Raw genomic sequence first — 18,995 nt, 5'->3', positions numbered from 1 at the left:
TCATGAAGTCTCAGGTAGGCCGAAGGTCAAACCGCCGGTTCGCCCTCGGCGGGTGGCCAGTGCCGGGACCAGTCCCAGAGCGGGTGCAGCGCGGCGGTGAGTCCGGTTCCGGCGGTGGTCAACTCGTAGGACTTGTCCGCGTTCTTGACGATCAGGCCCGCGGATTGCAGGTGCTGGAGGCGGACGGAGAGCATGCTCGACGAGCAGTTGTCCATGCGCCGGCGCAGTTCGAGAAAGCCGAGGCGGCCCGGTTCCAATTCCCACAGGATGCGCAGCATCCAGCGCTGGCCCAGCAGCTCCATTGCGGCGAGGATCGGCGCGTTCGCCGGATCTCGCCCGCCGTTCGGTGGCGTCGCCCCGTTTGCACTTCTCATTTAGAACTACCATAGTGGTTCTGAATTAGAAGCAATTCGCCGGGCCGCCGGGCCCGCGATCGAGAGGGTGACGGTGGGCGAAGCAGACGGACAGAGGGTCGTTCTGATCACGGGCGCGTCCCGGGGCATCGGTGCGGAAACGGCCCGGATCCTGGCGGCCGGCGGCGATCACGTGATCATCAACTATCGCGAAAAGCTCAAGCGCGCCAAGGTGATCGCCGACGAGATCGTGGCCGCCGGAGGCAGCGCGTCCACGGCGGGCGCGGACATCTCCGACGAGGATTCGGCCCGCGCCTTGATCGAGGGCATCGTCGCGCAGTTCGGCCGGATCGACGTGCTCGTCCTCAACGCCTCGGGCGGTCTCGAGCGCCAGGCCGCGCCCGGCTACGCCATGGCGATCAACCGGGACGCGCAGACCCGGCTCGTGCGATTCGCCTTGCCGCACATGCCCTCCGGCGCCAGGATCGTTTTCGTCACGAGCCATCAGGCGCACTTCCACGGACGTAAGCCGGTGCCCGCCGACTACGAGCCCATCGCCGCGAGCAAGCGCGCGGGTGAGGACGCGCTGCGGGCGATGATTCCCGCGCTCGCCGCGCGAAACATCCCGCTGCACATCGTTTCCGGCGACATGATCGACGGCACGATCATCGTGCAGCTGCTGGAACGCCGGAATCCGGACGCGGTTTCGGCCCGGCGCGAGCAGGCCCCGCTGCCCACCGTTTCCGAATTCGCCACGGCCGTAGCCGAAGCCACCACCTCGACCGCCGAGTCCGGTCACACCAGCTACGTCGGCGGCCCCGACTACCTCGCCGACGCCGGCTGACCGGGCTACCGCTTAATCGGTGGAGATCGGCGCGGTCACCCCGCAGGATGTCGGCATGACCGGCATCGAGGAGGACACCGCCTTCCGGATCGACTGGGAGCAACTGCCGCACGAGGTCCGCGCGGGTATCGAGGAACGGCTCGGCGGCACGGTGCTGCGCGCCGTCTGCCAGCGCGGCGGATTCAGTCACGGGCTCGCGGCCCGGGTGCGGTTGGCACACGGCGCACGGGTCTTCGTGAAGGCGATCGACGTCGCGGACGAGCTCGCGACCGCGTACCGCTCGGAGGCGCGGACCGCGCTGTGCCTGCCGGAGCGGGTGCCGACGCCGCGATGCCGGTTCGGCGAAGAGATCGCCGGCTGGTTCGTCACGGCGTTCGACGAGGTCGAGGGCGTGCATCCGCGGTTGGCCGACCCGGGGGAGGCCGCCGATGTGCTGCGCACCATCGGGGGCATGGCGCAGGTGCTGACGCCCAACCCGGTGCCGCACGCGCCGACCATCGCGGACGCGCTGGGCTCGGCGTTCGTCGGGTGGCGCACCTTTGCCGAGCAAGGCCCGCCCGCCGACCTGGACGACTGGTCGCTGCGGCACCTGGACCAGCTCGCCGAACTCGAAAAGCACTGGCTCGCAGCCGCTTCCGGGGAAACGCTGCTGCACACCGATCTGAGTCCGAGCAATATGCTCCGGCGGGCGGACGCGGCGGTGCTCGTGGTCGACTGGGCGTGGGCCTGCCGCGGCGCGGCTTGGGTCGACCTGGCCCTGCTGGCTCCGTCGTTCGCCGCCGCCGGGGTCGATCCCGACTCGATCCTCGCGACCCATCCGGTCACCGCCGACGTCGATCCGGGGGCCATCGATGCGGTGGTCTGTGCGATGGGTGGATACTGGGCCACCAACTCACGCAAGCCCGCGATACCGAGTTCGCCGAAGCTGCGCACGCATCAACGGCGCTTCGCCGGACTTGCCCGGGATTGGCTGCAACGGCGCGTCGGTTGGGCATAGCCCCAGGAAATTACTTCCGAGTGGCAGATTAAGGTGTGGTCACTCAGAGTTAGCCGAAGCTCGATGCGCGTGTTGGCCGACTGGTGGGGAGCTGGGCGAATGCTGCGTGTCGGACCGACGGAAGTGGGTGAAAACGACGTGGAGGGGGGCACTCTCGTTCACGCTATCGATGTGTGTCAGGCGCCGCTGACGTGAACCGTTCGGGTAACGACCGGGTCATCCCCGGCAAGTACCTGCTGCTGGCGGCGCTGCGGGGGTTTCCGCACGCGGACCACCCGATGCTGGAGGCCGCCGGTGAGCTGGCGCAGCTGCATCTGGCGCGGGAACGCACCCCGGCCGCCGAGTCGATCAAGATCGAGCGGCGGCGGATCCAGCTGGTACGCACCATCGATCGCTGGGTCACCCTGGCCACGCCCGTCCCGGAACTCGCCGCGGTCGAACATCCCGAAACGGTCGGCAGGCTGGTGGATCGACTCGCGGAGATGACCGCGCAGGCGACCACCGCGCTGACCTATGCCCCGGAAGCCGTCTTCTACGACGCGTGGGTGCGCATCGAAGCGCTGGCCGCCGGCTACCAGCAGCTGGTCGAGGACCTGCGCCACGGCATCCGCCGCTTACCGGACGATCCCTACGACGACCGGTGACTACCGGCCGCGGCCGAACAGCCGGAACGAGCGGGCCCGCCGCCGCGGCAGCGTCGCGTAGACCATCGTCATATCGGCGAACACCTCCGCCTCCCGCTCGCGGTCCTCGCCGAATTCGCTGCGGCCCAGCACATGTTTGATCGATCGCGGCGACATCGCCGGCAGCAACACCGCCAGCGAGGGCGGCAGTGGATCGGTGTCCGCCGACTCCTGCTCGCCGTGGCCGAGCAGCATGTGCCCCACCTCGTGCAGGACGATGTGGTCGGCGTTGCGTCCGGTCGCTTCGCTGTCGCGGACGATGATGTCGTCGTGCGTGCGCGCGACCCACAGACCCCCGGCGCCGCAACCGATCTCGTGCAGCAACGCCTTCGGCGCGGTGTGCAGGGTGATGGAGCGTCCCCGGTGCGCGGCGACGGCGGCGAGGTACGCGGACAGATCCCACGGGTTGGGGAGGGGCACGGTTCGGGTGGCATCACCGAAACGAGCGTCCATGCTGGTCATCTCGGCACACATTACCCACCGGTTCGCTTCGCGTCACCCGCTGATCCGGCCCGGCGGATCGACCACTACGTGGACGGTTCCGCGGCGGATGGTTCGGCGTGCAGATATTTGATCGCGAAGTGGTTCACACCCCACAGCACGACGCCGATACCGAGCAGGATGCCGGCGATCACGTACTGCTGCGGATTGCGATCGGTGAACGGGGTCACCAGGAAGCCGCACGTCAGCGCGCCGAGGACGGGCAGCGCGGTCGGCGTCCGGAAATGCTCGTGCGAGACCGGATCTCGCCGCAGCACCAGAACGGCGACATTCACCACGGTGAACACCGCGAGCAGCAGCAGCGCCGTGGTTCCGCCGAGTTCGGGCACCTCGCCGACGAACGCGATCAGGCCGAGCGCGAGCAGCGTGGTGAACAGGATTGCCACGAACGGCGTGCGCCGGCCCGAATGGACGCGGCCGAGCTGCCGGGGCAGCACGCCCTGCCGAGCCATGCCGTAGAGCAGGCGGCTGGCCATCAGCATGTTGATCAGCGCGGTGTTGGCCACAGCGATCATGCTGATGTAGGCGAAGACATGAGTCGGGAACGCCGGTGCGCCGACCTTCACCACCTGCAACAGCGGGGTGTCGCCCTGGCCGAGCTGGGCGATCGGCACCAGGGCCACCGCGGTAATGGACACCAGCACATAGATGAGGGCGGTGATGGCGAGACCGGCCAGCAGCACCTTCGGGAAGATCCGGCTGGGCTGCTTGCACTCCTCGGCCATGTTGACCGAGTCCTCGAAACCGACCATGGCGTAGAACGCCAGGGTGGTGGCCGCGATGACGCCGCCGACGGCGGTCCGGTCGCCGGTCTCGAACTCGGTGATCCGGCTGAAATCGCCGTCCCCGACGCCGAGCGCCCAGCAGCCGATTCCGATGACGAGCAGCAGGCCGGTCAGCTCGATGCAGGTGAGCACCACGTTCAGCTTCACGCCCTCGCTGACGCCGCGCAGGTTGATCGCGGCGACGACGAGCATGAAGCCGAGCGCGATCAGCGTGATCGCCGCGCCCGGGCCGAGGTCGAGATCGAAGGCCGCGGAGAAGTTGGCGCCGAAGGCCCGGGAGGCCGTCGCCGCCGAGGTGATACCGGAGCACATCACCGCGAACGCCACCATGAAGGTGAAGAACTGGATGCCGAAAGCCTTGTGCGTATAGAGGGCCGCACCTGCCGCATGCGGATATTTGGTGACCAGTTCCAGATAGCTCATCGCCGTGACCAGGGCGACCAGGAACGAGACCACGAACGGCACCCAGACCGCGCCGCCCACCTCGTTCGCGACTTTGCCGGTGAGCGCGTAGATCGACGAACCGAGAATGTCGCCCACCACGAACAGCAGCAGCAAGCCCGGACCCATCACCCGTTTCAGCTCCGGTTCGGCTGCCCGCTCGGCGGTTGTGTCGGCCATGGTTCCCCTCCCGATCTCTGTGACAGATGGATGAAGTACCCAGAACCCGTTGAAAGTAGTCCACGGGGTGAACCGGATCGCGCGCTGTCTCGGTATCCCATAGACAACCGGCCGCGACATGCGGACCGGGGGCGGGTTCCCCGGGAACCGGCGCGGTTTTCCGCAGGATGAGAGGGTGCGGTCGCAGGATGAGAGCGTGCGGATGAGCCTGCCCACGGTGGCGTCGCGGCCGCGGTTCGGCGCGGTGGCGCAGTGGTGGGTGCTGACCTGCCGACTGGTGCGGCCGTCGTGGCGCAATGGCGAGCTGGTCACCGCGGTCGTCGCGCCTACGGTGTTCACCCTCGGGTTCTATGTGCCGCTGAACCTGGTGATGAGCGGATACGGACACGGGCTGAGCAGTTACGCGCAGTTCCTGCTGCCGATGATCGTGATGCAGGCGTTGGCGTTCTGCGCGACCTCGGCCGCGTTCCGGGCCGCGTCCGACGCTCGAGACGGGCTCACCGTGCGGTTCGGGTCGCTGCCGATGCCGGCCGCGGTGCCGTTGGCCGCACGGACCACCGCGGCGCTGTATCGTGCCGTCGTCTCATTGGCCGTTGCTCTCGTCTGCGGCTGGGTGATCGGCGTGCGCTTCTACGGAAGTCTGCTGGAGACAGCAGGTTTCGTCGTTTTCGCGTTGCTGGTGGCGTTGGCGCTGACCCTCGGCGCCGACCTGATCGGCAGTATCGTCGCCAAGCCCGAGGCGATCTCGCAGGCGCTGATCTTCCCGCAACTCGTGCTCGGCCTGGTGTCGACGGGTTTGGCACCGGCTCACCAATTCCCCTCCTGGCTGCAAGGATTCGCGCGCAATCAACCCGTGTCCCAGTTCGTCTATGCGATGCGCGCGCTGGCCGGTGATCCGAGCGGCAACGCCGGTGTCGTGAGCTGGCCGGTGCTCGGGCCCGGATTGGCTTGGGCGGTTGGCCTCCTCCTGGTGTTCGGTGGGCTCGGCGCGATGGTCGCCATGCGGAGGTCGGGATGACCGGAACTCGCGTCGCCGCGGACTTGCCGGTGGTGCACGGCCGGACCGAGACCTGGCGACTGCTAATGCCGCAGACCGTCATCCAAACGCGGCGGCTGCTGCTGCGCTGGGGGCGTGATCCGTTGACGACGGTGCAGTCGCTGGTGTTCCCGGCGCTGCTGTTGATTGTGCTGAATACCGTGCTCGGCAAGCAGATCTCGGTCTTCGCCGGTGCCAGTGCGTTGTACGGTTCGGTGCCGATGGTGGCCCTGGTCGGGGTGATGTCCGGTTCGCTGGCCGGTGCGATCACGCTCGGCCGGGAGCGCGACCAGGGACTGCTGGCCCGGCTGTGGGTGCTGCCGGTGCACCGGGCGTCCGGTCTGGCGTCCCGGATCCTCGCCGAAGCGGTGCGAATCCTGTTGTGCACCACGGTGCTGTTCGCCGTAGGGATACTGCTCGGGTTTCGCTTCGAACAGGGCGTCCTGGCCGGGCTCGCGCTGTTCGGCGTGCCGCTGCTGTACGGGCTGGGCTTCGCGACGCTCGTCACCGCCGTCGCCGTGTTCACCGCGAAAGCAGCTCTGGTGGAGGCGGTTTCGCTCGGGTCATCGCTGATGATGTTCTTCAGCACCGGTTTCGCGCCGCTGAGCGCGTATCCGCGCTGGGCGCAGCCGATCGTCGCGCATCAGCCGATGACCCATGCGATCGACGCGATGCGCGGGTTGTCCCTCGGTGGCGCGGTCCGGGGGCCGCTGCTCGCCACGGTGGCGTGGTCGGTGGGGGCGATCGTGTTGTTCGCGGTGCCCGCCGTAGTCGGCTACCGTCGGGCCAGCCGCGGCTAGTGGTTCGAGGAGTTAGCCCATCTTGCCCGCGGCGTCGATGATCATCGCCGCGGAATCGCGTGGGCTCAGGGCCATGGCACGCAGCTGGTCGAAGATCACGCCGAAGCGCCGGATCTCGGGATGGCCCTCGATCAGCTCGTCGCCCGCGATGCCCTCCACGTAGACCAGTTCCGGATCGGCCGGGTCGTGGAAGTCGAGCAGCGTGAACGAGCCCGCCATCCCGGGGTGGGCGCCCGCGTCGAACGGCAGGATCTGCAGAATCACGTTCTTGCGCTTGGTTTCCTGGAGTAGCCGGTCCAGCTGGCCGCGCATCACCGCGGGCCCGCCGACGGTGCGCCGGATCGCCGCCTCGTCCATCACCACCCACAGCTCCAGCGGTTCGTCTTTGGTGAGGTTGGCCGCGCGGTCCATCCTGGCGCGGGCCCGGTCCTCCATCACCGACGCCTCTACCTTCGGCATCGAGGTGTCGATCACCGCGGTCGCGTACTCCATGGTCTGCAGCAGTCCAGGAATGGTGGAGGTCTGGTAGTGCCGCGCGGACAGCGCCTCGGCCTCGAAATTGATGTAGGCCGCGTAGACCTCGGAGACGCTGCCCTCGTAAGCCCGTGACATACCGGGCTTGAGCGCGTCCGACAGTAGTTCGCTGGCGTCCTCGCGCTGCTCCTCGCTCACGCCGTACAGATCGAGCATCGCCTGCAGGGTGCGTCGTTGCGGCCGCGCCTGCGCGGTCTCGATGCGATACAGCGTGGTGACGTTGATGCCGGTCTTCGCGCTGACCTCTTCCTTGCTGAGCCCGGCGTGTTCGCGCATCTCGTGCAGCATCGCGGCCAACCTGCGCAATCGCACGGTCAGGACGGTGCGCTTGCCTGCCATGACAACATCCCTCCGATGTGCGCCAGCGAAAATCAGAGCGTACCCCGTTCCATGCTGCGCGGAATCGAGGTTTGCGGGCACACATGACATTTCATGCCCGCCGCAGGCACCCCAATCTTCACCGCACGGAAACCTGCGGAAACCTGGTGTTCGGCTCGGGGCAGTAGGTTCTGCGCCTATGACTGGGGTGGCATCGATAGCGAAGCGTGTCGGGTTCACCGTTGCCGCGCTGGTGGCGGGCCTGACCTTGGTACTCGGGTTGTCGACGGGTGCGCAACAAGCGGCACGGCCGGTGCCGGCCGATACGATCACGCTGGTCGGCGCCAGCGTGCCGCAGCGAGCCTGGGACACGCTCGCGCGCATCGACGCGGGCACCTGGCCGCCGAACGACGGCTCCGGCACCAAGGGCGGTGGGACCTGGCAGAACCGCGACGGCACCCTACCCCGCACCGATGCGGCAGGCAGGACGATCGCGTACCGCGAGTGGGACGTCAATATCAAACAGCCGGGCCACAACCGCGATGCCGAGCGCATAGTCACCGGCAGCGACCACTCCGCCTGGTACACCGGCGACCACTACGCGACCTTCACCAAAATGCGCTGAACGCCGGTTCCCCGCACCGATTCCCCAACGGGCTCGAAAGCTTCGGCTTCCGAGCCCGTTTTGTGTCCATTCAGAGACGGACCGGTTGGTAGCTCGTGATTGCGCGATCGTAGCCAGGCCGATCGGTCTATTAGGTGAAATTGCTGGTCCCGGTGCTGCCACTGCGGGTTCTAAGTTGTTGGGGCAGTGCGGGGATGGGCGGTGAAACGGCGGTAGGACACAGTTGGTGCAGCAATGCGGACGCACTCTTGCGTTCTTGCATCTGTAAGAGCATGATCCAGCTAGCCTAGTTGTGAACAACCGATCCGATGACCGGGATAACCGAATCGAGAGCCAATTATGTTGGTACAAAGCGCGTTGGTGTCGGGTGAAGTCGGGGTGGAGGCATGAGTGCGCCAACGGTGGGGGTACTGCCGACTGCTCCGCAATTGTTGTGTGCCTTTCAGGGGCGCCGTTTCCAGGACCGGGAAATGCTCCGTTCGGCGCATGCGCTCGCCGAGCTGCATGCCCGGCGGCGACAGGTCGGAGACTCCGCCCTGATCATTGAAATCGACTGCCGCAGAAGCGAACTGGTCGACGATATCAATGATTGGATCGGCAAGGAGATACCCCAGCATCGCAATGGCGCGTCGCTGCACACCGAAAGTCTCGGCGCGGTGGTGGACCGAATGGCCCGCAGTTGGGTGGACGCCAATCAAGCGATCGACGCCGAGGGCGCGCGCAGCGACAATACCCATAAACATTGGTACCACTTGGCCGAACTCGTTGACGGGTACACTGATTTGGTAACCGACGTGGCCGGTGGCCGCCGTCGATTGCCTTCGTGAAAGTGACGCTCGGACCCGACGGCGTCACGGCCTCATAGGCGACGTGCCGGGCGCAATCATCCGACCAGTGATTTCGCCCGGGCATTCACGTTGTCGCACAGTGACGGCGGGCGCAACGGGGCGCCTCGCCCGGCGTGCCGCGTGGTCGACTGGCGCGGCACGCCCGCTGAAAACCCCTCTTCCGCAATCACTCCGCAACGGTGAAGACCTCGTGTGCCGCGAACCGCACATCCTCCTGCTCGTGCGTCCGCATTCGGGCGAGTAGTTCGGTCCAGTCCGCGCTCCACCCGAAGTGCTTGCCGCACTGCGAGATCAACGTCAGCGCACACAGGGCCGCGGCCGTGGAGTCGGCGGCCACTGTCCGTACCACCGCTGCCATAGTGTCCGCGTCAACGACATTCGGAGTGGCCGCCAGCCGGGACCGCAGCCGTTGTGCCGGGTAGGTCAGCAGTGCGCCGTGCGCGTGCGCACATGCCTGCCGGATGGCCAGCACTCCGGCATCCGCTTCGGCCCACTGGATCCGGGTGAGCCGCAGATCGATGGCCGCACGGTGCCAGCCGGGTTCGTGCGCGAGCCGTGCGGCGACCGTCGCGGCGATCGTACGCGCCTGCTCGGAGCTTTCGGCAGCGACGGCCAGCGCGTCGAGCAAGGTCGAGAGTCGCTGGCGGGCAGGCAGATCACGATCGACCAGCACGAGGTCCGCCGAGGCGAGCAGCCGATCGACGGCCGCCGGGACGCGTGCGTGGAAACCGCCGTGCACGAGCACGGGCACCACCTGCCGCCACAACCCGACCTCGCCGAGGTCGGTCAGCCTGCGCACCAAGAGGTCGCCGGTTTCGGCGGGCGCCCAGCGGTGCCAGGTACCCAGCACCCGCAACGCCGTGCCGGCGAGCGCGGTATCCGGGTCGGCGGCCACCGTGTGGACGAGTTCGGCCATGCGATGCCGCTGCGCGACCGGAAGCTCGCCAGGGGCGAGTGTCAGCACCTCGCTCGCCACCTCGGGCAGGCGGACGGCCGCGTCGAGGATCTGCCAGGCCTCGTCGTGCCGCAGCAGCCAACGGCAGCCGAAGACGATGGCACGCCGCACATCTCGGTGCTGGTCCGGGCGATCCCAGAGCGCTCGAAGCGTGGCCATTGCTTCCGGCGCGTGCAACGCCGCCAGCAGGCGCACCCCCTCTTTCACGGAGGTGATCTTGGGGGCGTCCAGCAGCGGTCGCAATGCGCCCGCGAGCTGGTCGGGGGCGATGCTCCTGGCGCGGGAAGCCATGCCGCTCACCGCGACCCGGGCGCGGTCGCCGGACACGTAGCGGCCGAGTACGTCGACGGCGGCCGCCGCCTCTTCGCTGCGGCCGAGGGCGGTGAGCGCGGCCTCGGCCACCGTGAGTTCCGGGTCTTCCGAATAGCCGCGCAGGCGGGCGACGCTCTCGGGCAGGCGGCCCAGACGCTGTATCGCCCAGGCTTTCTCCCACGGTGCGGTCTGCTTCGACCGCACCAGCGCGGTGAGCGCTCGGGCATACAGCTCGACCTGTCGCGGCGTCCATCCGCCGAATCCGGTCGAGAAGTCCGGCACCATCCGCACTTTGGGCGAACTGAAGCGACCCGGGTTCGCTCCGGCGAGGACCAGGCCGAGCAGATCGGTGCGGCGCGTCGCGATCAACTGCCGCACCCGGGGCAGCGCGATGAGGGACCGGTCTCGATGCAGCAGAACGGCCAGGTGCTCGTCGCGGGTGGCCGGGTTCGCCAGCACCAGATCGACGGCGGTTCGGATGACGTGGTCGTCGCGCGCTCCGCAGGCGCGTAAGAGCAACTGCTGCAACGCCGGGACCTGCCAGGCGCGCCGGTCGAGGCCCTGGGCGAGGCGCAGCGTCAGATCCCACTCGTCGCGGGCGGCGGCGCTGTCGAGCCGGGGGCGCAGGGTGTCGAACAGGCGGTGCTCCGCGCCGTGCGGCAGGTCCCGGTGCAGCTGCCATAGCGGCACCGAACTCTCTTGCGCAGCAAGGATTTCAATGATGCGCAAGGCCGCATCCGTGAAGGCGGCTTCACCAGTGCGGGCCCCGTGCACCAGCAGCGTACGGGCGATCCGGCCGACTGCGTCGATGGTCGCGGACGACCGGTCCCGCGCCTGCACGGCATCGAAGGTCAGCATTTCCAGTGCGGGCAGGTGGGCGCTGCGCAGCAGTGTGGGCGGGATCCGGCCGATCGCCTGTAACGCGCTGCGCCGCACCGGGTCCTGTTCGTTGCGCAGCCGGCGCAGCAGGTCGAGCAGCGCGCCGACCGCTTCGGGATCGCGGCTGCCGATCGCGGCGGTCACCAGCAGCGGATAGGCCTGCGCGCGCTCCTCGGCCGCCGGTCGGCGAATGCTCTCGCGTAGTGCGGGTTCGGCCTCGTCCCACGGCAGGCGGGCGATCAAGCGCTCGCGGACGGCTCGAACCTCGGTGCCGCCGTGCTTGGCGAGCAGCAGCCGGGCGAGTCCCGTCCGCTCGTCTCGGGGCACCTGGTCCAGCGCGTCGAGATCGACCCGCGCGGGATCGGTGCCGGGCGGGATGAACACCTGGATCACCGCGGCCCGCCGCGCCGGTGCCAGCGTGCGCAGGAAAGCCCGGCGCTGATGGTCGGGGTAGGCGGTGCACAAGGCGATCAGCCGGTCGTCCGGTAGTTCGCGTAACGCGGTGAACAGTGCCCGTCCGGCCAGGCCGGTGCCGCGCCCACTCGGATGCAGGATCAAGGCGGCGACCGTGTCCACGTCGTGCCTGGCCAGTGCGCCGACGGTGCCGCCGAGTCCGGAGAGCGGCACATACCGGACCGCGCGGGCGGCGAGGGCGATCAGCCGGTCCGGGTGGCGCAGTGCGCAGGTGTCGGCGCCCGCGGCGATCCACGGCCACAGGTGTGGCCACTCCGCTTCACCGGCCAGCGCGGCGAGGCCCTCCAAATGGCCGAGCACGAGATCGGAGTGATTGCGGTGCAGCGTGCGCCAATTCGGCGTGGCGTAGTCGAGTCGTGGCAGGTGCTCGGCGACCACCGCCGGGGAGCAGTACGGCAGGAGGTGCGCCGCCTCCGCATCGCCGAAATGCGTTCTGATCTCGGGCAGTAACGCATCGGCCAGTTCCGGGCCTGCCGAACGACGCCCGATCGCGCGATACAGCGTGCGCCGGACGCGTTGCGGCAACCGCGGTACGCGCGCGACCAGTTCCGCCGGGGCGACGGCGATGCGCACCAGCCCGGCGAGCGCGCGGCACCCGAATTCCGCTTCCGCGGAATCGAGTTGAGCGAGCAGGTGGGCGCGGTCGGCGGCGATCGTGGCCAGTTGGATGGCGATGACGCGCTCGTAGTGGCCACGCGCCCCGAGGTCGTCGAGCAGCGCGCCGAGTTCGGGTGTCCCGGTCAGGCGCAGAGCCGTGCCGGCGACCGCGCGCCTGCGCTGCGGCGCGGCCAGCGGTTCGAGGTCCTTCAGGAGTTTTGTCGCCGGTGCTGCCATGGTTCGACGGCCCGCCTTTCGGATACCGCTGGGTGGGAGCTGACGAGGTGCGCGGGGAATCAGACCGCGGGCGCGTGCCGCGCCGCTCTGCGCTCCCGGCGGCGCCGCAGATAGCGGCGGATGCGGGTGGCGAGGAAGGCCACCAGGACCACACCGAGCACGAGCAGCACGCCCGCGATGATGGCCGCCGGGATCGGATGGAAGATCGCCAGCGTCACGATCCCGGCGACCGCGGTGTCCTCCGCCGTGCTCGCCACGACATTGCTGACCGGCTCCGGCGAAGTGTTGATCGCCATCCGCGTGCCCGCCTTGACCAGATGACTGGCCAGCGCGCTGAAGCCACCGACCGCGCCGGCCGCCAGCTCCGGCAGCGAACCGTCCTGTCCCGCAATCAAAGCCGCCACCACCGCGCCCGAGAGCGGCCGCACCACGGTGTGCAACGCGTCCCAGAACGAGTCCAGGTATGGGATCTTGTCCGCCACCGCTTCGATCAGGAACAGCACCGCGGCGGCGATCAGCACATCGGTCCGCTGCAGCGCCGCGGGCACCGAATCGGCGAGGCCGGTGCGCCCGAAGAGACCGAGCAGCAGGACGACGGCGTACGCGTTCACCCCGCTCGCCCAGCCCGCGGTGAAGATCAACGGAAAAGCGGTCACCTCGCCATATTAGGTCGGCCGGCGCGCACCGGCCGGGACCAACGCGGGCTGGGTCAGCGCAGGGTGGCGCGGCTGCGGATCCGTCCGAGCAGGATCAGCGCCACCAGGGTGGTCAGCACGAGCAGGGTGGTGCTCGCCGCGGCGTCGAAGACCTCGCCGCGATCGGTCTGCGCGAAGATGCTGACCGGCAGCGTCTTCCAGGTGGCCGGATACACCATGATGGTGGCGCCGAGCTCGCCCATCGACAGTGCGACGGCCAGACCCGCGGCCGCGCCGAGGGCGGGCAGCAGCAAGGGCAACGTCACCTGGAACAGGACCCTGGCCGGTCCCGCGCCCAGCGATTCGGCGGCTTGCCGGTAGCCGGGGTCGATCCGGTCCAGCGCGGCCGACACGGCACTGAACGCGTACGCCAGCACCAGCACCGAATGCGCCAGGATGACAATCCATTTCGTGCCGCCGAGCAGGACGGGCCGCTTGTTGAACGCGATCAGCACGCCGAGGCCGATGGCGACCGACGGGACCGCGACCGGCAGGTGGAATACGGCATCGGTGCAGCGCCGCCACCAGCCGGGCGCCTCGCGCGCCGCCAGCGCCGCCCACGTGCCGAGCACCAGCGAGACGGCGCCGGCCAGCAGCGCCGTCTGCAAACTCACCGAGAGACTGGCCGCCTGCTCGCCGGACAGCGCCCGCCCGAAGTTGGCGAAGCCGAGATCCGACGGCAGCGGGCCGGTCCAGCTGCCCGCCAGCGCGGCCGCCGCCACCGTCGCGATCGGGGCGAGGAACACCACGAGCACGACGAGCGCGAACGCCGCGAGCACGACGGCTCTGCCCTTTTTCGTCCACACCAGCATGATTCAGTCCTTCTTCGCGGCGGCACCGGTGAACCGGGCGAACACGAGCCGGTAGCCGATGTAGAGCGTGAGCGACAACAGCACCTGCACCGAGGCGAGGACCGCGGCGCCGGGCAGGTCGAACGTGACGATGCCGCGGGTGTAGATCAGCGCGGGCAGCGTCAGCACGCCCTTCGCGCCGGTGAACAGCACGATGCCGAACTCGTTGAGCGTCAACAGCAGAACCAGGCTGCCGCCTGCCGCCAGCGCGGGCCAGGCCTCCGGGAGCACCACCTGACGCAGGACGCGCCACGGCGAAGCGCCCAGGCTCGCCGCGACATCGAGTTGTTCCCGCGGCAACTGCGCGAACGCGGCCAGCAGCGGCCGCACCACGAACGGCGTGAAAAACGTGATCTCGGCGAGGATTACGCCGAGCGGGGTGGTGAGGAAATCCAGTGCCGGCTCGGTACCGCCGGTCAGCTCGGCGATCAGCGCGTTCACCGCGCCCGCGGTACCGTAGAGGAACGTGAACGCCAGCGTGATCAGGAACGACGGCAGCGTCAGCACCGTATCGATGAGCCGGCCCACCACCTGTGCACCGGGGAACGGCACGAAGGCGAGCACGATGGCCAGGAAGGTGCCGAGCACCAGGCACCCGGCGGTGGACAGGGCCGCGATGGACACCGTGCGCCACAACGCGTTCCGGAACGATTCGGAGCCGAGCACGTCCGACCACACCGCGGTGCCCCGGCCGGACGGCGTCACGGTCGATTCGGCGAGCACCCGGACGATCGGGTACACCGCGATGCCCAGCACCACCAGCAGCGGCGGCAGGCTCCACAGCACCGGTTTCCAGTTACCTTGCCGCGCAGGGCGTTGCGGGCTCGGCTCGGCGATCGGCTCGAGCAGGACCGGCGTGCTCACCCGCTCGCCCCGACCGTACGGGGGATGAGGACACCGGCAGGGTCAGGGAAGCGGACCCCGACGACCGCGCCGACCGCCGTCTCTACGTGGCCGGGAACATCGGCGGTGACCTCGTCGGCCAGCCCGTCGATGCTGAGCTGCAAGCGGGTCGAGGCACCACGCCACACCGCGGTGGTCACCGTGCCACGCAGCGCGTCTCGGTCGGCGGTGGCGCCGATCCGGATGGTGTGCGGGCGCACACACAGCAGCGCGGGCGAGTCCGGGGCCCAATTCTCTTGACCGACAACCGGTGTGGGCGCTTCCGCCCGCAGCGTCCGGGTACCGACGGTGACCAGGGCCGCGCCGCCGGACACCCGGTTCACGGTGCAGGACAGCAGGTTCGCCCCACCGAGGAAGGCGGCGGTGAAATCGGAAGGCGGGCGACGCCAGAGGTTTTCGGCGGTGTCGATGTCGACCAGGCGGGCATCGCGCATGACGGCGATGCGATCGGCCAAGGCGAGCGCCTCGGTCTGGTCGTGGGTCACATACAGCATGGCCGTGTCCGGCAGCGCGGCCCGCAACTGCTGTAATTCGCCGAGCATGGATTGGCGCAGCTGGGCGTCGAGCGCGGCGAGCGGTTCGTCGAGCAGCAACACCTTGGGCCGGATGGCCAGCGCCCTGGCGATCGCCACCCGCTGCTGCTGCCCGCCGGACAGTTCGCGGGGCAGTCGCTTCGCGTAGGCCCCCATGCCGACCATGTCCAGCGCCTCGGTCACCCGCGCGCCGATCTCCTTGCGCGGCACGCGCTGTGCCTTCAGCCCGAAGGCCACATTGCCGTGCACGGTCATATGCGGGAACAGCGCGTACGACTGCACGACGACGCCGATCCCGCGCTTGGCCGGGGAGAGTTCGGTGACGTCGCGACCGGCCAGCCGGACCGCGCCCGAGCTCGGCCGGACGAATCCGGCCAGGGCTTTGAGCGCCGTCGACTTACCGGAACCGCTCGGTCCCAGCAGGGCGACGGTTTCCCCCGCGGCGACACGCAGGGTGAAATCGGCCAGCGCGACCGTGGTCTTGCGGCCGCTGCGATAGCTGACGCCGACCCGATCGAACACGATCGCCGGCTCGGCGACGTCCCGCGTCCCGGTCGGGGCAGAGGTAGATGACTTGGTCCGCGCGTCACCGGTGGACATGATCGACTCCCTTGTGCGCTAACGCGTTTCAGCTACCGGTGGCCTTCTGGTACGCGGCGAGGTCGGCGTCCAGATCCGTCAGCACCTTGTTCCAGTCGACCGGCAGCAGCTCGACGCCCTGCAGCACCGAACTCGGCGAGGGGCCCGAACCGGCGGCCGGGGTCTCGCGCAGTTCGGCCCGCGCGGGTACCGCGAAAGCGTCTGTGCCGAGCGACTTCTGCGCCTGCGCCGAGAGCAGGAACTCCATCAGCTTCTTGGCGTCGGCCTGATGCGGCGCGCCCTTGGCCAGACCCATCACATACGGCACCGCGACGGTCGACTTCTTGCCGTCGGCCGTGGCCGGGAAGAACACGCTGAACTTCGAGCTCTTCTCCTTGATGGTGGTCAGGTTCATCTGTACGTCGCCGTTGGCGATGCTCAGCTCGCCCTTGTCGACCTTGGCCTGCAGCTTGCCGGTGGACGAGGACGGCCCGACATTGTTGGCCTGCAACTTGGCCAGATAGTCGAGTGCGCCCTGCTTGCCGAGCAGCTTCTGCAACAGGATCAGGACCGCGGTGCCGTCACCGGCCTGGCCGGGCGTCGAATACTGCAGCTTGCCTTTGAATTCCGGCTTCAGCAGGTCGTCCCAGGTGAGTGCCTTCGCGTCGACCGCGGGGTTGGCGATGAAGCACAGGTAGTTGTTCGCCAGCGTGACGTACTTGCCCTCGGCGTCCTTGTCCGCGGCCGGGACGGCGCTGGTGTCCACGCCGCTGTCCTGGAGCAGCCCAGCGGCTTTCGCCTTCTGGATGAACGGCGGCAAGGTGACGACGACGTCGGCCTGCGGGTTGGCCTGCTCTTTGTCGACCCGGTTGACGACCTCGCCGGAACCGGCCTCGACCAGATTGACCGCGATACCGGTCTGCTTCTTGAACTCGGCGAACTGGTTCTGGTACCAGCTGCCCACGCCGTCGGCGGAATAGACCGTGACGGTCTTGCCGCTCGCGCTGTCCGTGCCGGTGCCGCCGCAGGCCGCGGTGGCCGCGACGGTGGTGACGGCGGCGACGAGCAGCGCGGCCCGGGACAGGCGGCGTGCGAGGCGGGTCTGCGTGTTGGAAGTACGCACGTGACTACAACTTTCGGTTCGTGAGAGGGTCGGAGTCGAAGGAATGGGGCGTGGCCGGGTTGGTCAGGAGCGTTCGGCCAGGATCAGTTCGGCGAATTCGACGACCGATGCCACCACGTGGGTGGCGCCCGCCGCGCGCAGTTGCGCCTCGTCGTGCGCGCCGGTGAGCGTGCCCGCGACGATCTGTGCGCCCGCGGCCAGGCCGGTGGCGATATCGCTGGTCGTATCGCCCAGTACCGCAACCCGATCCACCGCATCGGCCTGTAGGCGCAGCAGAGCGGTAAGCACCAGGTCGGGGTAGGGGCGTCCGCGTCCGGCGTCGGCGGGCGCCAGCGTCAGGTCGGCGAGGTCCTGCCAGCCGAGCGCGTGCAGCAGGCGGTCCCGGGTCGAGCGGCTGAAACCGGTGGTGAGCGCGACCTTGATGCCGGCGCCGCGCAGCTTGCCGATCGCCGCGGCGGCACCGGGAATCGGGGTGATCTCGACCTCGTCGATGAGCGCCTCGTACGCGGCCTCGAAGGCCAGGTTGGCCTGCTGGGCGCGGTCCTCGTCACCGAGCAGTGCGCGGAACACGGCGATCTTGGACTGGCCCATGGTGTCGAGCACGTAAGTGCGGGCCGCCTCGCGCTCCGGCCCCTCGGCCGCGATGCCCGCCGCCGTGGCAGCGGCCTCGAACGCGCGCAGCACCAGGCCGCCGTCGGCCACGGTGGTGCCCGCCATGTCCAGCACGACCAATTGAATAGTGTTGTCCGACAAGGTAATCCTCACAGATTCAGGAGTTCGGCGGTTTCCTCGCCGAGTGCGGGTCCGAGGGTCATGCCGCGGCCGCCCGGGCCGGTGACGACCCAGGTGTGTGCTCCGGCGGCGGCGCGGGTGACGAGCGCGGTGGGATCGGTGCTCTGGCTGTACACACCCGCCCAGCGCCGAACCACCTGCGGCAGTGCGCGTCCGAGCAGTTCCTCGGTCACCGCGGTGAGATGTTCATAGGGCGCCTCGTCCACGTCGAAGGCGAACGGCTCGTCGTATTCATGGGTGTCGCCGATGGTCAGGCCGCCGTGCAAGCGCTGCACGCAGAGCAACTGCATCTTGTGTTCCGCGGCGGTCGCCGATTGGGACTGCTCGCGATTCAGCGTGTCCACCGCCGCACCCGCGAAACCGGGGTAGTAGCGGAAGCTGTCGCCGTCGGCGATGGCGGTGGTGAGCGGCTCGCCGAGCGGCGCGGTCTGCATCATCTGCAACCGGACCCGGCGCACCGGCAGCACGCCGGCCAGCTCGCGGGCCAGCCCGGTGTGCGCCGCGCCGGGGCAGACCAGCACCAGGTCCGCGTCGAATCGGCGGCCCTGGTCGTCGCGCACGGTCGCGCCCGCGGCGGTGTCGGTGACCGACCTGGCTTCGGTACCCGCGTGGAAGGTGTAGCGGCCGGTGGCCGCGAGGTAGGCGCGGATCGCGGGCAGCGCCTGTCGGGACTCGACTGCGGCGTCGGCCGAACAATGCAGCCCCGCAAGGAATTTGCCGCGCAGCGCAGGGTTGATCGCGCGTACCTCGGCGGGCTCGAGCAACGCGAAACCACGGGCCTCGGCCGACGGGTCCGCGACGGCTTGTTCGGCGACCGCCAGCTCGGCGGGCGTGCGCACCAGCGTGATCGATCCGGCGGGACGGAATCCGACGCCGGGGACCTTGCCGCCCAGTTCCTCCCACAGCTGCCGGGATCGCAGGGTCAGCTCGAGTTCGCCCGCGGCCCGGCCGGAGACCCAGACCAGGCCGAAGTTGCGGACCGTGGCGCCGCGCGCCTCGGTCTCCCGCTCGATCTGCACGACCTCATGACCGCGGCGGACGGCGGCCAGGGCGTGCGCGGTGCCGAGGATCCCACCGCCGATGATGACCAATCGCATGCGACCATGGTGCACATTGGTCT

19 protein-coding genes are annotated in these 18,995 nt (G+C 69.1%); 7 read left to right on the top strand and 12 right to left on the bottom strand.

From position 1 onward, the window contains the following. Positions 1–26: 26 nt before the first annotated feature. Entirely contained in the window at positions 27–374 is a 348-nt protein-coding gene (locus O3I_RS31025) for a winged helix-turn-helix transcriptional regulator (protein ID WP_141691631.1), read from the bottom strand. Positions 375–441: 67 nt separating this feature from the next. Between O3I_RS31025 and O3I_RS31020 the strand changes: the two genes are divergently transcribed. The 3 genes from O3I_RS31020 (at position 442) to O3I_RS31010 (ending at position 2,838) form a co-directional block, all read left to right on the top strand. Then, positions 442–1,197, top strand: a complete 756-nt coding sequence (locus tag O3I_RS31020) for an SDR family oxidoreductase (RefSeq protein ID WP_014986979.1) — start codon at positions 442–444, stop codon at positions 1,195–1,197. A 19-nt stretch (positions 1,198–1,216) separates the two neighbouring features. Next, a complete protein-coding gene (locus tag O3I_RS31015; RefSeq protein WP_014986978.1) occupies positions 1,217–2,194 on the top strand; it encodes a phosphotransferase in 978 nt (325 codons plus the stop codon). A gap of 191 nt (positions 2,195–2,385) precedes the next feature. Then, positions 2,386–2,838, top strand: coding sequence for a hypothetical protein (locus O3I_RS31010; RefSeq protein WP_014986977.1), 453 nt, complete (start codon positions 2,386–2,388; stop codon positions 2,836–2,838). On the opposite strand, the gene O3I_RS31005 is transcribed toward O3I_RS31010, so the two are convergent. Then, positions 2,839–3,339 (bottom strand): hypothetical protein, encoded by a 501-nt coding sequence (locus O3I_RS31005; protein ID WP_141691630.1) that lies wholly within the window; start codon positions 3,337–3,339, stop codon positions 2,839–2,841. A 65-nt stretch (positions 3,340–3,404) separates the two neighbouring features. Then, positions 3,405–4,784, bottom strand: a complete 1,380-nt coding sequence (locus O3I_RS31000; RefSeq protein ID WP_014986975.1) for an APC family permease — start codon at positions 4,782–4,784, stop codon at positions 3,405–3,407. A 202-nt stretch (positions 4,785–4,986) separates the two neighbouring features. On the opposite strand from O3I_RS31000, the gene O3I_RS30995 reads away from it, so the two are divergent. Together O3I_RS30995 and O3I_RS30990 are read left to right on the top strand one after the other, a co-directional pair. Next, positions 4,987–5,802: an ABC transporter permease gene (locus O3I_RS30995; RefSeq protein WP_014986974.1), complete on the top strand. Its 816-nt coding sequence runs from the start codon at positions 4,987–4,989 to the stop codon at positions 5,800–5,802. Next, positions 5,799–6,620 carry an ABC transporter permease gene (locus O3I_RS30990; protein WP_014986973.1) on the top strand — a complete coding sequence of 274 codons (822 nt, stop codon included), beginning with the start codon at positions 5,799–5,801 and terminating at the stop codon, positions 6,618–6,620. Before O3I_RS30995 ends, O3I_RS30990 begins: the two co-directional genes overlap by 4 nt. Positions 6,621–6,632: 12 nt before the next feature. Here the strand turns inward: O3I_RS30990 and O3I_RS30985 are convergent, their stop codons facing one another. Next, a complete protein-coding gene (locus tag O3I_RS30985; protein ID WP_014986972.1) occupies positions 6,633–7,493 on the bottom strand; it encodes a helix-turn-helix domain-containing protein in 861 nt (286 codons plus the stop codon). Between the two features lie 178 nt (positions 7,494–7,671). Here O3I_RS30985 and O3I_RS30980 point away from each other — a divergent pair, with 178 nt between their 5' ends. Further along, positions 7,672–8,097, top strand: coding sequence for a ribonuclease domain-containing protein (locus tag O3I_RS30980; protein ID WP_014986971.1), 426 nt, complete (start codon positions 7,672–7,674; stop codon positions 8,095–8,097). 470 nt (positions 8,098–8,567) lie between these two features. Then, positions 8,568–8,924: a DUF4254 domain-containing protein gene (locus O3I_RS30975; RefSeq protein ID WP_014986970.1), complete on the top strand. Its 357-nt coding sequence runs from the start codon at positions 8,568–8,570 to the stop codon at positions 8,922–8,924. Positions 8,925–9,111: 187 nt separating this feature from the next. Here the strand turns inward: O3I_RS30975 and O3I_RS30970 are convergent, their stop codons facing one another. From O3I_RS30970 to O3I_RS30935, 8 genes are all read right to left on the bottom strand, one after another. Further along, complete coding sequence (locus tag O3I_RS30970; protein ID WP_014986969.1) at positions 9,112–12,399, bottom strand: hypothetical protein; 3,288 nt, start codon at positions 12,397–12,399, stop codon at positions 9,112–9,114. Between the two features lie 59 nt (positions 12,400–12,458). Further along, the gene (locus O3I_RS30965; protein WP_041562979.1) at positions 12,459–13,055 is read right to left on the bottom strand and encodes a DUF4126 domain-containing protein; all 597 of its coding nucleotides are present in this window, start codon (positions 13,053–13,055) and stop codon (positions 12,459–12,461) included. A gap of 53 nt (positions 13,056–13,108) precedes the next feature. Continuing rightward, positions 13,109–13,906, bottom strand: coding sequence for an ABC transporter permease (locus O3I_RS30960; RefSeq protein WP_014986967.1), 798 nt, complete (start codon positions 13,904–13,906; stop codon positions 13,109–13,111). Positions 13,907–13,909: 3 nt separating this feature from the next. Next, on the bottom strand, positions 13,910–14,809 hold the full coding sequence (locus O3I_RS30955) for a 2-aminoethylphosphonate ABC transporter permease subunit (protein WP_014986966.1): 900 nt from the start codon (positions 14,807–14,809) through the stop codon (positions 13,910–13,912). Beyond that, positions 14,806–15,981 (bottom strand): ABC transporter ATP-binding protein, encoded by a 1,176-nt coding sequence (locus O3I_RS30950; protein ID WP_014986965.1) that lies wholly within the window; start codon positions 15,979–15,981, stop codon positions 14,806–14,808. The genes O3I_RS30955 and O3I_RS30950 overlap by 4 nt, the downstream gene beginning before the upstream one ends. 28 nt (positions 15,982–16,009) lie before the next feature. Then, positions 16,010–17,083 (bottom strand): 2-aminoethylphosphonate ABC transporter substrate-binding protein, encoded by a 1,074-nt coding sequence (locus O3I_RS30945; RefSeq protein WP_014986964.1) that lies wholly within the window; start codon positions 17,081–17,083, stop codon positions 16,010–16,012. Positions 17,084–17,146: 63 nt separating this feature from the next. Next, positions 17,147–17,836 (bottom strand): phosphonatase-like hydrolase, encoded by a 690-nt coding sequence (locus tag O3I_RS30940; RefSeq protein ID WP_014986963.1) that lies wholly within the window; start codon positions 17,834–17,836, stop codon positions 17,147–17,149. An 8-nt stretch (positions 17,837–17,844) separates the two neighbouring features. Further along, positions 17,845–18,972 carry a TIGR03364 family FAD-dependent oxidoreductase gene (locus O3I_RS30935; RefSeq protein WP_014986962.1) on the bottom strand — a complete coding sequence of 376 codons (1,128 nt, stop codon included), beginning with the start codon at positions 18,970–18,972 and terminating at the stop codon, positions 17,845–17,847. Positions 18,973–18,995: the final 23 nt, after the last annotated feature.

The organism is Nocardia brasiliensis ATCC 700358 (assembly GCF_000250675.2).
Lineage (GTDB): Bacteria > Actinomycetota > Actinomycetes > Mycobacteriales > Mycobacteriaceae > Nocardia > Nocardia brasiliensis_B.
This window is presented reverse-complemented; position numbering and strand designations above follow the sequence as displayed.

What these genes read in the sequence shown, in the direction of transcription:
- O3I_RS31025 (WP_141691631.1), bottom strand. Translation starts at nt 374, where the DNA reads ATGAGAAGTGCAAACGGGGCGACGCCACCGAACGGCGGGCGAGATCCG.
- O3I_RS31005 (WP_141691630.1), bottom strand. Translation starts at nt 3,339, where the DNA reads ATGACCAGCATGGACGCTCGTTTCGGTGATGCCACCCGAACCGTGCCC.
- O3I_RS31000 (WP_014986975.1), bottom strand. Translation starts at nt 4,784, where the DNA reads ATGGCCGACACAACCGCCGAGCGGGCAGCCGAACCGGAGCTGAAACGG.
- O3I_RS30995 (WP_014986974.1), top strand. Translation starts at nt 4,987, where the DNA reads ATGAGCCTGCCCACGGTGGCGTCGCGGCCGCGGTTCGGCGCGGTGGCG.
- O3I_RS30990 (WP_014986973.1), top strand. Translation starts at nt 5,799, where the DNA reads ATGACCGGAACTCGCGTCGCCGCGGACTTGCCGGTGGTGCACGGCCGG.
- O3I_RS30985 (WP_014986972.1), bottom strand. Translation starts at nt 7,493, where the DNA reads ATGGCAGGCAAGCGCACCGTCCTGACCGTGCGATTGCGCAGGTTGGCC.
- O3I_RS30980 (WP_014986971.1), top strand. Translation starts at nt 7,672, where the DNA reads ATGACTGGGGTGGCATCGATAGCGAAGCGTGTCGGGTTCACCGTTGCC.
- O3I_RS30975 (WP_014986970.1), top strand. Translation starts at nt 8,568, where the DNA reads ATGCTCCGTTCGGCGCATGCGCTCGCCGAGCTGCATGCCCGGCGGCGA.
- O3I_RS30970 (WP_014986969.1), bottom strand. Translation starts at nt 12,399, where the DNA reads ATGGCAGCACCGGCGACAAAACTCCTGAAGGACCTCGAACCGCTGGCC.
- O3I_RS30960 (WP_014986967.1), bottom strand. Translation starts at nt 13,906, where the DNA reads ATGCTGGTGTGGACGAAAAAGGGCAGAGCCGTCGTGCTCGCGGCGTTC.
- O3I_RS30950 (WP_014986965.1), bottom strand. Translation starts at nt 15,981, where the DNA reads ATGTCCACCGGTGACGCGCGGACCAAGTCATCTACCTCTGCCCCGACC.
- O3I_RS30935 (WP_014986962.1), bottom strand. Translation starts at nt 18,972, where the DNA reads ATGCGATTGGTCATCATCGGCGGTGGGATCCTCGGCACCGCGCACGCC.